Annotated in this window: 14 protein-coding genes; all 14 read right to left on the bottom strand. The window is 64.1% G+C overall.

Annotation, left to right across the window (positions count from 1 at the left end; translation table 11 throughout):
* Positions 1-3 precede the first annotated feature (3 nt).
* Complete coding sequence (locus AB4O23_RS13895; protein ID WP_017528243.1) at positions 4-1,587, bottom strand: flavin monoamine oxidase family protein; 1,584 nt, start codon at positions 1,585-1,587, stop codon at positions 4-6.
* A 12-nt stretch (positions 1,588-1,599) separates the two neighbouring features.
* A complete protein-coding gene (locus tag AB4O23_RS13890; protein ID WP_460063606.1) occupies positions 1,600-2,526 on the bottom strand; it encodes an ABC transporter substrate-binding protein in 927 nt (308 codons plus the stop codon).
* A gap of 17 nt (positions 2,527-2,543) precedes the next feature.
* Entirely contained in the window at positions 2,544-3,317 is a 774-nt protein-coding gene (locus tag AB4O23_RS13885; RefSeq protein WP_017528241.1) for an amino acid ABC transporter ATP-binding protein, read from the bottom strand.
* The gene (locus AB4O23_RS13880; RefSeq protein WP_017528240.1) at positions 3,310-4,275 is read right to left on the bottom strand and encodes an amino acid ABC transporter permease; all 966 of its coding nucleotides are present in this window, start codon (positions 4,273-4,275) and stop codon (positions 3,310-3,312) included. Before AB4O23_RS13880 ends, AB4O23_RS13885 begins: the two co-directional genes overlap by 8 nt.
* A gap of 16 nt (positions 4,276-4,291) precedes the next feature.
* On the bottom strand, positions 4,292-6,685 hold the full coding sequence (locus AB4O23_RS13875; protein ID WP_065877609.1) for a TonB-dependent receptor plug domain-containing protein: 2,394 nt from the start codon (positions 6,683-6,685) through the stop codon (positions 4,292-4,294).
* Positions 6,686-7,264: 579 nt separating this feature from the next.
* Positions 7,265-7,528: a DUF6124 family protein gene (locus AB4O23_RS13870; RefSeq protein WP_017528238.1), complete on the bottom strand. Its 264-nt coding sequence runs from the start codon at positions 7,526-7,528 to the stop codon at positions 7,265-7,267.
* Between the two features lie 793 nt (positions 7,529-8,321).
* Positions 8,322-10,541 carry a type II secretion system secretin GspD gene (gene gspD, locus AB4O23_RS13865; protein WP_017528237.1) on the bottom strand — a complete coding sequence of 740 codons (2,220 nt, stop codon included), beginning with the start codon at positions 10,539-10,541 and terminating at the stop codon, positions 8,322-8,324.
* Positions 10,538-11,062, bottom strand: coding sequence for a hypothetical protein (locus AB4O23_RS13860; protein ID WP_460063597.1), 525 nt, complete (start codon positions 11,060-11,062; stop codon positions 10,538-10,540). The genes gspD and AB4O23_RS13860 overlap by 4 nt, the downstream gene beginning before the upstream one ends.
* Positions 11,059-11,670, bottom strand: coding sequence for a type II secretion system protein GspM (gene gspM / locus AB4O23_RS13855; protein ID WP_217855206.1), 612 nt, complete (start codon positions 11,668-11,670; stop codon positions 11,059-11,061). The genes AB4O23_RS13860 and gspM overlap by 4 nt, the downstream gene beginning before the upstream one ends.
* Positions 11,645-12,688, bottom strand: a complete 1,044-nt coding sequence (locus AB4O23_RS13850) for a PilN domain-containing protein (protein WP_026067287.1) — start codon at positions 12,686-12,688, stop codon at positions 11,645-11,647. The genes gspM and AB4O23_RS13850 overlap by 26 nt, the downstream gene beginning before the upstream one ends.
* On the bottom strand, positions 12,685-13,410 hold the full coding sequence (locus AB4O23_RS13845) for a general secretion pathway protein GspK (RefSeq protein ID WP_065877615.1): 726 nt from the start codon (positions 13,408-13,410) through the stop codon (positions 12,685-12,687). The genes AB4O23_RS13850 and AB4O23_RS13845 overlap by 4 nt, the downstream gene beginning before the upstream one ends.
* A complete protein-coding gene (locus AB4O23_RS13840) occupies positions 13,407-14,036 on the bottom strand; it encodes a prepilin-type N-terminal cleavage/methylation domain-containing protein (RefSeq protein ID WP_460063592.1) in 630 nt (209 codons plus the stop codon). The genes AB4O23_RS13845 and AB4O23_RS13840 overlap by 4 nt, the downstream gene beginning before the upstream one ends.
* Positions 14,033-14,395 (bottom strand): prepilin-type N-terminal cleavage/methylation domain-containing protein, encoded by a 363-nt coding sequence (locus tag AB4O23_RS13835; RefSeq protein ID WP_017528232.1) that lies wholly within the window; start codon positions 14,393-14,395, stop codon positions 14,033-14,035. Before AB4O23_RS13835 ends, AB4O23_RS13840 begins: the two co-directional genes overlap by 4 nt.
* Positions 14,392-14,823 (bottom strand): GspH/FimT family pseudopilin, encoded by a 432-nt coding sequence (locus tag AB4O23_RS13830; protein WP_017528231.1) that lies wholly within the window; start codon positions 14,821-14,823, stop codon positions 14,392-14,394. Before AB4O23_RS13830 ends, AB4O23_RS13835 begins: the two co-directional genes overlap by 4 nt.
* Positions 14,824-14,831: the final 8 nt, after the last annotated feature.

Here is a 14,831-nt window from a genome sequence, read left to right as displayed (position 1 = left end):
TCCTTAAGAAGCGGCCAGTGCCGCGACCTGTCGTTGTTGGGTAACCCGTTCAGCCAGTTGCGCAATCACGTGCCGCGCCGAGTTGGCCGCCGACTCCTGCCAGATGCCCACGCCGCTTTGCACCAGGCCGTCACCGGCGAAATACACGCGACCGTGGCCGGCTTCGAGCAAGGCGCTGGCATCGGCCGCAAAGTGTTCGCGTTGCAGCCATGGGCCTTCGCTGTAGGGGATCTGCTCCCAGGACACGGCCAAGGGGTTGCGCAGGTGTTTTGAATTGCCGGGGTGCAGCAGCTCCACGGCCTCCTTGGAGGCGGCGTATTGCTCGGCAAAAGGCGTTGCGCCAAACGCATCGGCGCCCTCGCCGGTCACATAGCCCGCCACCAGCACGCCGTCGCGGGTGTTGAGGTCGTTGCTGGGGTACCACAGCAGGCGCGCCGGGTGATCGATCCACGACAGGCCGCCGTAGGTGCGGTAGTCGGTTTCCCAGAAGCGCGGCGATTGCCAGGCCACTTTGGTCGCCTGGTCGTTGCGCGTGCCGTGCAACGCGGCTTTGATCGGCTCGCTGAAGTCGGTGTCGAGCCTGGCCAGCAGCGGCAACGGCAGGGTCGAGATCAAATAATCGGCGCGTACCACCTGTTCGCGGCCGCTGCCGCGGTCGTGGTAGGTCACCGCCACGCCGTCATCCCGTTGGCGGATCTGGCGAACCACCGCGCCCAACTGCACATGGTCACGCACGCGCTGGTAGAAGGCGTCGGTGATGCGGTCCATGCCGCCGACGGGCTGGAACATGGTCGCGGAAAATTCCGGGAACTCGGTGTGCAGCAACGCGCCCCACAGCTCGGGATGCAGCAACCGATCCAACCCCAGCGGTGCGCGGCTGGCCGGCAAGGCGCCGGGATGGGCAAGAGATTCCAAGTGCCCCGAACGAAGCGTGCCCTCAAAGGCCAGCTCCTGGGACAAGTCGCCATACACCTGCAAAAAGCCCAGCAAGCGCGTGCGCTCCTCACCGCTCAGTACGTCATCGAGGGCATCGCGTTGCACCGCTTTGGCCAGCAAGCCGGACACATGCCCGCGCGCATCGTTGATCGCCTGGCCGACCGTGAACGCCGGTTGCCGCAGATCGGGCCGTACCTGGGCGCCGTGGCTGCTGTTGACCAGCACTTCCAGGGGCACACCGAGTTCGCTGCAATAGTCGAGGAGCGTGCGGTGCTGGCTCGGAATCCTGGCCGGGCCGGCGTTGAAATACAGGCCCGGATCGAAGGCCACGGTTTGCGTGCGGCCATTGGTGTAGGCCACGCGATCACCCTGGCGCAGGGTCCAGGTGCGCCCGCCGACGCGGTCGCGCGCCTCCAGCACCTGTACGTCGAACCCGGCGCGGCCGAGTTCCAGGGCGGTGACCAACCCGGCAATCCCCGCGCCCAGCACCAGCACGCGGGTGCCCTGCCCCAGGCCCTCCTGGAGTTGCAACGGTTGCGGGCGGCGGTGCGATGACGGCCCCAACCCCAACACCGCGAGTGCATCCTTGACCGCCTTTTCACCGCCGACCGCAGCGATGCTCGACAACGCTTCACGTCGTGTCAGTCCCATGCTCATTGCTCCTCAGTCCGGCAAGCCGGGTGGGTTGATCTGCGATGCGTCGACACGCTCCACGTCCAGGCCCCAGCGTTGCAGCACCTGCTCGTATTGGCCGCCGGCAATTGCGCCTTGCAGGGCGGTGTGGATCGGCTGCACCAGGCCATTGTCCTTGCGCGTGGTCACCGCGATATCCGCCTGCAACGGCCAGCCGCCATTGACCGTGCCGACGCGCTTGATACCCCTGGTGATCGCCGCCGAATAGGCGTACACCGAGTTGGGCCCGAACAGCGCATCGCTGCGCCCCGACTGCACCGCCAGTTGCGCGGCGGCCTGGTCGTCGAAGTACTGCAACAGCGCGGGCTTGAGGCCGGCCTTTTCATTGGCCTCGTTCCAGGCCAGCAGGACTTTCTCCTGATTGGTGCCGGAGCCGACGATGATCTTCAACCCGGCGATGTCCGCCGCCTGTTTGATCTCGGTGATCCTGCTGGTGGTTTTGACGTAGAAGCCGAGCACATCCTGGCGATAGGTGGCGAAATCAAAGCGCTTCTTGCGCGCCTCGGTCACGGTGACATTGCTGATCACGGCGTCGTATTTGCCCGAGCTGACCCCCAGCGGCCAATCCTCCCAACTGGTCTGCACCACGTTGAGTTGCAGGCCCAGGCTGTCGGCGATCAACTGCGCGGTGTCGGCTTCGCTGCCGATGGTGGTCTTGTCGTCACTGGCCAGCAGCGCCAGGGGCGGCCCGGCCACGCCGGACACGGCCACGGTGAACTTGCCCGGCTGGGCGAACTTGAAGCCCGGCGGGATCTGCGCGATGGCCGCCGCGTTGCGCGGCGCATGAATGCGCGCGCGGTCAGGGCTCAGATCCACCGGTTGCACGGCAGCGAATGCACTGTGCGCGGCACTCAGGGCCAGCGTCAGCAAGGCCACGCGGGCGGTTTTGATAGACATGGCAGTCACTCCGTTAACTAAAGCACCTTGCCGAGAAAGGCGGCGGTGCGGGGATGTCGGGGTTGGCGAAAGATCTGTTCGGGCGGGCCCTCTTCGATCAGTTGGCCGTCGCAGAGAAACACCACGTGGTCGGCCACCTCGCGGGCAAAACCGATCTCGTGGGTGACGATCACCAGGGTCACGCCCAGCTGGGTCAGGCCCTTGATCACGTCGAGCACCTCGCCCACCAGTTCCGGGTCGAGGGCTGAGGTGGGTTCATCGAACAGCAGCACTTTCGGGTCCAGCGCCAGGGCGCGGGCAATGGCCACGCGTTGCTGCTGGCCGCCGGAGAGTTGGCGGGGGTAAGCGTCGACCTTGTCCGCCAGGCCGACCTTGGCCAGCAGTTCACCCGCCTTGGCCTGCGCCTCGGCCTTGCCCCAGCGCTTGTGGGCCAGGGGCGCTTCGGCGACGTTTTCCCAGGCGGTGAGATGCGGGAACAGGTTGAAGTTCTGGAACACAAAACCCACGTCGATACGCCGCTTGAGAATCTCGCGTTCCTTGAGTTCAAAGAGCAGGTCGCCCTTGCGTCGATAGCCGACGTATTCACCGTCGATGGTGATGTGGCCGCTGTCGATCTTCTCCAGGTGGTTGATGGTGCGCAGCAAGGTGGACTTGCCCGAGCCGGAGGGCCCGAGAATCACCGTAACCTTGCCAGGGTCGATGGTCAGGTCGATGTCCTTGAGCACCTGTTGGTTGCCAAAGCGTTTGCCCACGCCCTGGATTTGAATGCGCCCGGCGTGTGTTTCACCCATGGTGTTTCTCCTTGAACCAGCGGCGCACCCGTTGCACCGGCGTGGGCGGCAGCACTCTTGCCGTACCCCGTGCGAAATGCCGCTCGACGTAGTACTGCGCGCTGGTGAGCACGGTGGTGATGATCAGGTACCACACGGTGGCCACAATCAGCAGCGGGATCACCGCCTGGGTGCGGTTGTAGATGACCTGCACGGTGTAGAACAGCTCCGGCAAGGCCAGCACGTAGACGATGGAGGTGCCCTTGACCAGGCCGATAATTTCGTTGAAACCCGACGGCAGGATCGAGCGCAGCGCCTGGGGCAGGATGATGCGAAAGATCCGTCGCGACGCCGGCAGCCCCAGGGCCGCTGCCGCTTCATGCTGGCCGGCGTCGACACCGATCAGCCCGCCGCGAATGATCTCTGCCGCGTACGCCGCCTGCATCAGGCTCAAGCCCAGCACCGCCGTGGTGAACTGGCTGAGCACGTCCACCGTCGACCACTCGGCGAACACCACGCTGGTGAACGGCACGCCGAGCACGATGTGGTCATACAGGTAGGCAAAGTTGTACAGGATGATCAGCACCAGCAGCGCCGGCATCGAGCGGAAGAACCAGATATAACCCCAGGCCAGGGCCGCCAGCAGCGGCGAGCCCGACAGCCGCGCCAGGGCCAACGCGGTGCCGAGGATGACGCTGAACAGCGTGCTCAACAGGGTCAGCAACAAGGTCTGGCCGAGGCCGCGCAGTACCGACGGCGAGAAGAACCACTGGCCGAACACGCCCCACTCCCAGCGCGGGTTGGTGGCCAGGGAATGCACGACGGCCAGCAGCACCAGCGCGGCGAAGATCGACCCGGCCCAGCGCCAGGGATGCCGCGCGGGTACCACCCGCAGGGCTTTGATCGGTGTGGAAATGCGCGCCTGGCGAACCGGGCGGTGCGTGTCGATCAGGTCATAGGATTTGGCGACGATAGGCATGCTGTATTCCTCGGCCTCAGAAGGCATAGGTCAGGCGGGTGTAGTAATACCCGCCGGTAAAACCGTAGGGCGAATAGGTGCCATAGCTGCTGAGCATGGTGCTGCTGGGCACGCCTTGTTTCTTGGGGTAGAGGTCGAACAGGTTCTTGGCGCCGATGGCCACGTTGAGGTCCTTGGTGAGGCTGTAGCCAAGGTCGAGGTCGGTGATCCATTTGGCGCTGTAGACCCGGTCGAGGCCGCGGTCGGCGGAGACGTTGACCTCCTTGTAGGCGCCGTAGCGGGTCAGGGCCAGGTTGAGGTTGAAACGGTCGATACTCCAGTCACCGCCGAGAATCAACTTGGTGCTCGGTTGCACCCCGGTGATCAGGTTGCGCGCCTGGCGGTCCATCAGGTCGTAGGCGGTGCCGAGGATCGTGGTGGACGCTTTGTAGTTGAGGATTTTGGTCTGGTTCCAGTTGAATGCCGCGGTCCACTTCAGCGCGCCATAAGGGCCCAGGTCCTGGTTGTAGTTGCCGACCAGGTCCAGGCCTTTGGTGCGGGTGTCGGCGCCGTTGATAAAGTACTGGCCGCCGGAGGTGGAAGTGATGCCGTTGCCTTGCAGCACCTGGGTGATTTCGGGGCCAAGCAAGGTGCCGGTCAGGGTGATGCGGTCGCGCAGGTTGATCACGTAGGCGTCAGCGGTGAAGTTCAGGCGGTCGGTGGGCGTGAGGGTGAAACCCAGGCTGAAGTTGGTCGAGCGCTCGGGCTTGAGTTCCTCGGCGCCCAGCGCTTTGGCGGCCGCCGAACCCACCGGCAGCACCCCGTAGTTGATCGACTGATACACCCCGTTCACCACGCCATAGGTGGTGGAGCGCGCACTGAACAGGCTGTTGGCCAACGACGGCGCTCGAAAGCCATTGCTGACCGTGGCGCGCACGGCAAATTTCGGGGTGAAGTCGTAGCGGGTGGTCAGCTTGCCGCTGCGGGTGGCGCCCACGCCCTGGTTGTAGTGTTCATAGCGAAACGCGGTGCCCACGTACCAGTCCGGCAGCGGGTTGAAGCCCACGTCGACGTAACTGGCCAGGCTGTTGCGCGAGGCGCTGCTCTCTTCATCCGGCGAAATGCCGTTGGTGACCTGGGCCCCGGAGGAAGCGCAATTGCCCGGCGCCACGCAGTAACCGCCGTTGGCATAGGAGGCGTAGTCACCGGCCCGGACCTCATAGGTGTCGCGGCGATGTTCGAAGCCGTAGCTCAGGTCCAACGGTTTTTGCAGGCCCACATCGAAGCCGCGCTTGAAGTCGAGGTTGGTGGTCAGCTCGGTGCTGATCCAGGTGCCGGAGGTAAAGCTATTGGGCGTGGCCTCGCCCAGGGACGGGTTCTGGTTGTGGGTGGTGCCCTGCTCCGCTTCGTTGCGCCCGTAGGTGGTGGACAAATCCCAGTCCCACGCCCCGACCGTGCCCTTGCCGCCGAACGCGGCCTGGAAATCGTCCTCGTCGATGTACCAGGTCGGCGTATAGCCGCCGGGGTAGCCATTGGGACCGGTGGTGATGGTGTTGGTGATGGTCGGCAGGCGGAAATTCTGGCCCTGCTCGGCCTTGCGTCGGGAGTAGGTGGTGAAGGAGTACAGGCTGAAGCTGTCGTCGATGGGTAGTTCGGCGTTGTAGCCCAGGGTCAGCAGGTTGGTCTTGGGCGTGCCGTAGCCGCCATAGGTGGCGCGACCGGCCTGCTCATAGGCTTGGGCATAGGTGTAGCCGTTGGCACTGGCCTTGTTGTCATCGTTCTGGCTGCGCGCATCCAGCGCCAGTTGCAGGATGCCGCCATTGCCGATCTCGAAACCCTTGTTGAGGCTTTGTTGCACGGTCTGCTTTTTACCGTCATAGCCCAGGCCGGCATTGGTCACCGAGGTGCCGCTGGTGTCGGCCTTGAGGATCACATTGATCACCCCGGCGATGGCGTCGGAGCCGTATTGCGCGGCGGCGCCATCGCGCAGCACTTCCACATGGTCGATGGCGCTGATGGGGATCAGGTCGAGGTCCGCCGGTGCGGCGCCGGTGTTGATGCCGTTGATGTTCAAGGTGGCGGCGGTATGGCGACGCTTGCCGTTGACCAGCACCAGCACCTCGGCGGCGCTCAAGCCGCGCAGGTTGGGCGCACGGGCAATGCCGCTGGCGTCCCAACCGGTTTTTTCCGGCAGGGTCAGCGACGGGATCACCGCGCTCAAGGCTTCCATCAAACCGGGCTTGCCGGTGCTTTGCAGTTGCCTGGCGCTGACCACATCGATCGGCACCGGGCTGCTGGTGACGGTGCGCTGTTCGGCGCCTCGGTTACCGGTAACGACGACGGTGGACAGGGTGCTGTCGTCCTGGGCTTGCGCGGTGTTCCCCAGGATCGCCAGCGCCAGCACCGTGGTGGGTTGTAAAACGTGCTTCATAGCTACTCCCAGCGTTGCAAATCGCGAAGTTGGGCAGGCACGCGGTCGTGTGCGGTGCTCGGGTTTTGTGAGGGGTGTTGCGGCGATTTGGCGCTAGGTGTGGCGTGGGGGTTGAATCGGCAACATACGTTGAGCTCCCTTCCAACGATTCTGCTGCGGGGATGATCACCCCGTTATGGCACGCAGAATCTTGATTACGCTGGGTACCATCCGAGGTCAGGGGTAGGCTGTTGCGATCAAACATAACGGAATGGGTTTTGAAAATATAATGCTGTTTTGGTATAAGCTAATATTCTCTACTTTTATTATTTTATTGATATAAATAATATATTTTGATATTGGCCTTTAGCTTAGACGGAGGCCTACCTGATCTGTGCAGATCAACGTGTGGGAGGGGGCTTGCTCCCAATGGCAGTGGGTCAGTCATAGATGCATCACTGACACTCCCTCATCGGGAGCAAGCCCCCTCTCACATTTTTAACCGCGTTCCTTCAGTATTTCGCCGGGCGTAACAGCTGCATCTGATGATCGCCCGGGCAACCATCAGGATCAACGCCAAGCAGCAGTCGCTCCCACCTCTCATACAGCCGGGTGGGACTTATCCAATGCCCTGTCCACCAACAGTTGCACGCCTTCAAGCATTCGACACATGCCCAGCGCGACATTGCGTTGGGCACCGTCGATTTCAAAGGCCAGATGGGTGGCGATGTTGCTGATAGAGGCCAAGTCCTGGGAGGCATTGACCAGTAAGGTTTCCGTGTCCAGATCGGCGCGTACGGTGAAGAGCCCGTAACGGGTATCGGTGTCTGAAGCGCTTGGAGGATTTGGGCTGTCTTTGATCATGGTGGAACTCCTACGAAAATGGAGCCGCCACGATTCGCGGTCAAACGAAATAAGGTGGCAGCTATACGCGGGTTGACCGACCGGCTCGTAGGAACACCGGCATACCCGAAGGTATCCCGCGCACAGCTGCCGCGACACGATACAACAGACGTAAAAAAAACGCCTGAGTCGATGTTGGCACAGAAGCACTACGAGTCGGACGGTCAAATCCGGTCGCTGAATTGGCAGCGACGGCCAGGAGGTTAGTCAGCGCAGTTCCGAGCGACAACCTGAAAGCTTTGTCGGAAAGATCCGAGACTCGCACCTGCGGAACTCCGTTTCATAGGTGGCTGCGATCTGCTTGCTCTTGCTCCCGCTCCCGCGCTGTTGCTGTTGCCGTGGCTCTGGCTCTGGCTCTGGCTCTGGCTTTTGATCTTGATCTCAGGCGCCCCGTCAAACACGCTGACCGAACGCAGGCTTGAATCCGTGGGTAACCCGGCAGGACGCCGGGTTAGCCACGGATTCAAGCCTGTGTTCGGGCACACCGAGCCTAAGCGAGGTGCCGAGTGTTGGGGCGAAGCGTTTTTGGTTACTTTTGGCGCTCTTCCAAAAGTGACACGCCGTAAGGGCGTAACCCTAAGTGGCCGTTACCGCAGAAATGGATATGTACTCGATCTGATCCAACATCCAGGTCGGCTGTCAGGCCGTCACGGGAGCAAGCCCCCTCGCCACAGGTACAGTGTTCCCCCGCTCTATCGCTTAACTGACTGGCATCAGGGCAAGCCCTCCCGCCCACCTTTCCAACCGCATTCCTTCAGTTTTTCTCCGGCCGCAACAGCTGCATCTGCTGCCGATAATCATCCGTCACCTGCCTTGCCTGACTGCTGCTGGTGATGACCCTAGGCGTAATCAACACAATCAATTCGGTACGGTCCTTGGACTTACTGGTGCTCCCAAACAGCCACCGCAACCCCGGAATCTTGCCCAGGTACGGCACGGCGCTCACCGTGTCGGCGTTGTCCTGTTTGATCAACCCCCCCAGCAATACCGTCTGCCCGCTCTGCACCGCCACCTGGGTCGACACCGACCGCGTAGAAATACGCGGATTAGTCGGCGTGTCGCTGTTGGCGTTCGCCTGGTCCTGGGCATCGCTGACCTGCTGCTGGATATCCATGTACACCAACCCGCCCGGGTTGATGCGCGGCACCACATCCAGGATCACACCGGTCTGCACATACTCGACGCTGCTCAACGTCGTGTCTGAGGTGCCGGTGTTCACCGTGGTCTGGCTGATGGGAATGTTGTCCCCCACCTGGATCTGCGCCGGCTGGTTGTTCATCACCACCAGCGACGGCGCCGACAGCACCTGGGTGCGGCCGTTGGTTTCCAGCGCATGCAACGCCACTTGCAGGTTGGAGCTGACAAAGGAGTAGAACAACGAATCCGCCGCGCCCAACCCCGCCCCGCCACCACCCAGCGCGCCCTGGCTGCCGGCGGCATTGGCCACGGTGGTGCTGGTGGAATTGCCGGCCAGGCGCCCGAGGTACCACTGCACGCCCAAGTCCAATTCACCGGTGAGTTTGACTTCGAGGATGCGTGTTTCGATCTGCACTTGCAGCGGTGGGTTGTCGAGGCGCTTGATCGCCGATTCGATCTCCTTCCACTGCACCGGGCGGGTCCGCACCAGCAGTTGGTTGCTGCTTTTTTGCGCGGTGATGCGGGTGCCGGCGTCGAGGCTTTTGGCGGGAGCGCCGTCGGTAACCTCTGGCTCGGCGGTCTCTTCGGCCTCGGCTTCTGGCGCCTGGTCATCGGCGGCGGGTTGGTTATTGAGCGTACTGCTCAGCCCACCCGGGGTGTTGCCGGAGGTGCTGTTGGTACCGGGCGATGACAGCGTCGCGGTGCGCAAACCGGGGGCGACCTTGGCCGGGGCGTCGTCCTTGATCGCGCCGCTGCCGTAGATCTGCCGCAAGTACTTGGCCAGGTCGCTGGCTTTCATGTTGCGCACGTCGTACACGTACATCTGCGGCTCGTTGCCGCCGCCTTCGTCGATGGTGTGGATCCAGTCGCCGACTTCGCTCAGGTACTGCGGCTGCGACGAGATTGCCACCACCGAGTTGGTGCGCTCGATCGGCAGGAACCGCACCATGCCCGCCAGGGGCATGCCGCTGTCGGGGCCGAACATCTTTTGCAGCTCGGGCATCAGCTCGGCCACGGAGGCGCGTTGCAGGCCGAATACGCCGACGGACATGCCTTTGAGCCAGTCCACATCGAAGGTGTCGATGGTGTCCTGATAGTTGGCCAGTTCCTCCGGCGTACCGGCCAGGCTCAGCACGTTGCGCGCCGGGTCCACCAGCAAAAACGCATTTTCACGGGCGAACGGCTTGAGCAGCTTCTGCATCTCGGTGGCGGAGATATAACGCAGTGGAAACAGGCGCGCCGACAACCCGCTGGCGGGCTGCGACACGCGCATTTGCGGCACCAGCTTGCCCGCCACCGCCTGGTTGGCCGGCAGGATCACGTAGCGATTGCCCTGCTTGATCATGGCGTTGTCGGTCCAGGACAACAGGGTTTCCAGGATCGACAGCGCCTGCTGCTTGTTCACCGGTTTGGAGGTGGAAAAACTCACATTGCCCTTCACGCCCTGGGCAATGCTGTAGTTCTCGTGCAGCAGGTCGCCCATCACGCTGTTGATCACCGCTTCAATCGGCTGGTCGGCAAAATTGAACACGATGTCGCCACCGCCCTCCTCCTTGAGTGCCGACGCCGCGGCGGGCTGACGCACGAACTGCTGGTTGCCGCGAATCAACTGGCGTTGGGCCGCAGGGTTTGCCGCAGGCTGGCCGCTGTTGACCGGCGCTTGTTCACTGGCCGGATCCACGGGCGGGCGTTGCGCACCGGTACCCTGCATCGCTTCGTGCAACAGGGCCTCGTCCGGGTCGAGGTGGTCGGGGAATGTCCCGCAGCCCGCCAGGGAAATAGCGGTTGCCAGGCAAAGCACGGTGGTGCGCAAGGCGCCAGGGTAGGTATCGATCAAGGGACGGACTCGTGAGGAAGGGTAATCGGGGGCGTCGTCGACGGCGGCGGTAGACGCAAGGCCCGCAGGCTCAGGGTTTGACTGCGGCCATCGAGCACAAAGCGCGCGTCGCGCGGGGTCAGGTGTTCCAGGCGCCAACCGTTGGGCAGGGTCTGGTTCTGGTGGACTTTCAACGGCGGGCCGTCGGCGCGCTTGAGCAGTGCCACGCGCAGGTCGCCGTCCAGCACGATGCCGGTGAGGGTCAGGCCCGACAGGCTGGAGACCGCCGCCTGGCCCACCGTAGGATCCGGGCTGCGGTCGGTGCTGAACAGCGGCGCCTGCCAGGTACCGGCCAGGCTGTCCAGGCTTGCATCCGGCGCGGTCAGCACCTTGGCCGCGGCATTGGCATGGGCGGCAGGCTCAGGCTCCGGCAGCCACTGCGGCGCGTCGCCGATGCTGCTCAAAATACCCAGCATCAGCACGCCCAACGCGGCGGACAGACCGAGCAAAACCCACTCAATCGGGCGCAATGGGTTGATCATCGGGCCACCTGCCGCGCGCCGGCCGGTTGCAGGTAACCGCGCACCAGCAAGTGCACCACCAGTTTGCCGGCGCCTCCGGTGGCGGGCGCGTGCGGGCCACGGCGGATGCTCATTTCATCGACGAACAGAAACGGGCGCTGGTACTCCAGCTCATGCAGGATCGCGGTCAGCGGTTCGATGGCGCAGTTGAGGGTCAGGCTGACTTTGACCTGGCGATAAGGCTCGGCATCGTCCTGCTCCGGGGTGATCGGCATGCGCTGGGTCAGGCTGCAACCGCCACCGAGACCGGCGCGGCTGTTGATCAGGTCGACGATGCGTTGCATCAGGTCGGCCGCGACCGCGCTGGGGTCATTGCCCGGCAACAGACTGGTGCTGCTGGCCGGGTCTTGCCGCGCCTGTTCGAGCAGCTCGCGCAAGCTGTCGCGCTGGCGCAGTACCCCGGCATAACGCTGTTGCTGTTCACGCAATTGTTCGGCCTGCTCGCCCATGGCGCGCAAGGGGCCGGCGAACCAACTGTCGATCAATAACCAGTAAGCGGCGCCGAGCACCACGGCCAGGCCGATCAAGGCCGCGCCACGGCGCTCACGGGGTGTCAGTGGTCGGCGCATCGGCGGCCTCCTGGTGCAGGTGGGCGCGCAAGGAGAACTGATCCTTGCCGGTTTGCGCATCGGGTTGAATCACCCCTTCGAACTGGGCGTTTTCCAGGCTGTGGCAGTTCTTGATACGGGTGATCAACGCACTGGCCTTGGCGCTTTGCCCGGAGAAAGACACCTGGGCGCCGTCGTTGACTTCCAACTGGTCGACCCAGGTGTCGGCCGGCAGGCACGCGGTCAGTTCATTGAGCAACGCGGCCAACGGCGGCTGGGCCATTTTGCGGCGAATCAGGTACTGCGCGGCGCCCCGCGTATTGAGCAGTTGCTGGCGCAGCGCCTGGACCTCGGCGACCTCGGCTTTCTGTTCGCGCACGCTGTGCTGCATGGCGTCGAGCACCCGCTGGCGGTCGTCGAGCCACAGCAACATGGCCGCAATCAGCAAGGCACCGCACAGCCACGGCAGGCTGCGTTGCAAGCCTTTGCCGGCCGGGCGTTGGCGTGGACGCAACGGTGCCGGCAGCAAGTCGATGCCCATGGGCCTGCCCGTGTCATCCGCCACATCCACGGCATGCGGTTGCAGGCCGAGGGCGGCGCAGTCACTGAGGACCCGGTCCAGGCGCTCGCGCAGGATCGCCACCAGCATCACCTGCAAATGGCTGGCTGTGCGGCGCTCCTGGCGCGCGACGAAGTACAGCTGCGCGGCCTCGAACGGGGTGAAGCGGTCCAGTTCATAACCGACCACCGTCGACAGGTTGCGCGCGGCGGCCAGTGGCAATTGCAGGGTTTGCACCAGCACAGCATCAGGCGCCAGTAACAGCACTTGGCGCGCCTGCCCGGTGGGTTTGGCCACGGCGCCAGTGAGCGGCCACGGGTAAACGTGCTCGGGGATGTCGTGCAAGGACAGCCACGCGGGCAGGCAGCCACGCAGTTCCTTGAGCCACCAGCGCCACCCCTGTTGCAGCAGGCTGGCGCGCCAGCGCCGGGCAATCGGCGCGGCCAGCGCCTCCAGCCGCGCGGTTACGTGTTGATTTATTCTTGCCAACGCAATACTCGATAAGGTTGTGCGCTACCTTGCGCGGGGCTCAATAAAACCGTGGCTTGTACTTCGGCGCGGTAGCCACCGGGGCGTTGTGCACGGCTGATCACCACCAGCACCTCGCCGGGGTCGGCGCCCACCGCACTCTGATGCGGCAGGTTGAGGGCGTGGCGCATCAACGGGCTGGCGAAGGCCGGGTCGGGGCGGTCGAGGCCGCTCCACAGGCTGATTTGCGGCACCAGGGCGCTGTACAGCGCTTGGGTCATGCCGGGCAATTGCCGCACTTCTTCCACCACCCGGAACGGCGCCAGGCCCTGGTTGCGCCGCACTTGCAGCGCCCTGGCCAGTTGCCTGGCCTGGGCCTGGGTGGCACCGCACGCCAGGGCCAGACGGGCAAAGTCAGCCACCTCGGCGCTGTTGAGGTACAACTTGCCACGCTCGCTGTACAGACTGACGTGCAACTGCGCATCGTCGAACACCAGCGGGACGTCACGCCCATCGGCAATCCACTGCTTGCGCTGCAACGGGTCGGCCACGGCTTGCATCGCCAGCGCCACGCCCGCCTCGGCCGCCAATACCGCCTGGGTATGCTGGCGATGCCAGGCCGCCTGGCGTGTTTCCAGTTGCACCCAAGCGGCGAGGCCGCCCAGCAACAAGCTGAGCAACGCCAGCACCCAGAGCACCAGCAACAGCGCGACACCGCGTTGATGCCTGATCATTCGGGGGAGCCGCTCGACAGGTTCAGGCGCAAGGCAATCACTTGCGTCACCCAAGGCACCGGCCCGTTCACGTGCGCACTGATGCGCACCGCATACGGCAGGCGCCTGGGCCACGGCCACTCACTGATCCAACCGGTGGCCTGGCCCTTGGGCGACAGGCCGCGATAGCTGAAGTGCAAACCCTCAACGCCCTTGAGCAACACCTGCGGTTCGCTGCGCGAGGCCGGCACGCTGACCTGCGCCTTGGACTCAAACTGCGCGAACGCCACCTGTAAATCGCGCGATGCCTCGGGGCCGGTCAACTGCAAGGTGAAGCGCTGGATGCCGCCGCCAAGCACGCCGGGCAAGGTCGCGACAAATTGCATGCGCTGCGGGCCACCGGCGAAAAAACCATCGACCTGGCTGTCGTCCTCGGTCACGTCCAACGGCAACGACTCGCTGATGGCGGTGCGCAAGAACTGCCGGGCGGCGCGCATTTCATCCAGGCTGACCGTGTAGCGCTGGGCCTTTAGCACCGCGCGATTGGCACCGAGCAACGCGCCGCCGACCAGGGTCAGCAACACCCCGAGCAGGCTCAGCACGAGCATGATTTCGAGCAAGGTAAAACCCTGCTGGCGCCGCTTCACGGAGCGTTCCCGGCAGTGCGCAGCTTCAGGGTGCTGAACGTGGCCTGACGCGGGCCTTCGCGCACCGTCAGGTCCAGGCGATACAGGTGGGGCTGGCCGACACGACTCGGTTGCCGGGCAATACGCAGCTGCCAGCCGATGCCGTCCATCTCGCCCTCATGAGTGCCGTTGGCGAGGGGCCCACTCCCCTGCTCATCCATCACGCTCACGGCGGCGTGGGTAAGGCGGTCGCTGTGGGCAACCTGCAACAGCGAGCGCGCGCTCTGGCCGAACGCGACCAGCAGCACGGTGCTACAGATCGCCATCAGCGTCAGCGCGGCGAGCATTTCCAGCAAGGTGAACCCGCGCTGGCGCTTCATGGCAACGCCCTGGACTGAACGCTGCCGGTGAGCCAGCCAATATCGATGCGCCAACGCCGGCTGCCATTGGCCAACAGCAGGTTGCCGCCGGTGGAGCTGCCATCGGCATAAAACGCCACCGCCGAACCGGCTTGTTCGGCGGTGTGCAGGGTCACTTGCAGGTCGGCCGGCCAGTGTTTTTTCGGGCGCCCGGATGCTTGAAAACTCAATTGCTGTAAATCGAAGACGGTGCTTTGGGGGGTACCACTCACAATTGCCCGCGCCCGCGTGCTGCGCAGCGCCTCGACGATCTGCCCGACGGCCTGGCGCTCCTTGGCGGCGCGCAGGCCTTGTTGCAAGCCAAAGCCGACCAACCCGGCCGCGATGCTGATCAGCACGATCACCACCAGCATTTCCAGCAGGGTAAAGCCGCGTTGAGCGTTGGCCATGGGGGCGG

The organism is Pseudomonas sp. H2_A10, assembly GCF_054680085.1.
Note: the sequence above shows the minus strand (reverse complement) of the source record. Positions and strands in the feature narration are given on the sequence as shown.

Bases quoted from the DNA above. Each gene is read 5' to 3' on its own strand.
- gspM (WP_217855206.1), bottom strand. From the start codon at position 11,670: ATGCGCCGACCACTGACACCCCGTGAGCGCCGTGGCGCGGCCTTGATC.
- AB4O23_RS13870 (WP_017528238.1), bottom strand. From the start codon at position 7,528: ATGATCAAAGACAGCCCAAATCCTCCAAGCGCTTCAGACACCGATACC.
- AB4O23_RS13835 (WP_017528232.1), bottom strand. From the start codon at position 14,395: ATGAAGCGCCAGCGCGGGTTCACCTTGCTGGAAATGCTCGCCGCGCTG.
- AB4O23_RS13885 (WP_017528241.1), bottom strand. From the start codon at position 3,317: ATGGGTGAAACACACGCCGGGCGCATTCAAATCCAGGGCGTGGGCAAA.
- AB4O23_RS13890 (WP_460063606.1), bottom strand. From the start codon at position 2,526: ATGTCTATCAAAACCGCCCGCGTGGCCTTGCTGACGCTGGCCCTGAGT.
- AB4O23_RS13860 (WP_460063597.1), bottom strand. From the start codon at position 11,062: ATGATCAACCCATTGCGCCCGATTGAGTGGGTTTTGCTCGGTCTGTCC.
- AB4O23_RS13895 (WP_017528243.1), bottom strand. From the start codon at position 1,587: ATGGGACTGACACGACGTGAAGCGTTGTCGAGCATCGCTGCGGTCGGC.
- AB4O23_RS13880 (WP_017528240.1), bottom strand. From the start codon at position 4,275: ATGCCTATCGTCGCCAAATCCTATGACCTGATCGACACGCACCGCCCG.
- AB4O23_RS13875 (WP_065877609.1), bottom strand. From the start codon at position 6,685: ATGAAGCACGTTTTACAACCCACCACGGTGCTGGCGCTGGCGATCCTG.
- AB4O23_RS13830 (WP_017528231.1), bottom strand. From the start codon at position 14,823: ATGGCCAACGCTCAACGCGGCTTTACCCTGCTGGAAATGCTGGTGGTG.
- AB4O23_RS13845 (WP_065877615.1), bottom strand. From the start codon at position 13,410: ATGATCAGGCATCAACGCGGTGTCGCGCTGTTGCTGGTGCTCTGGGTG.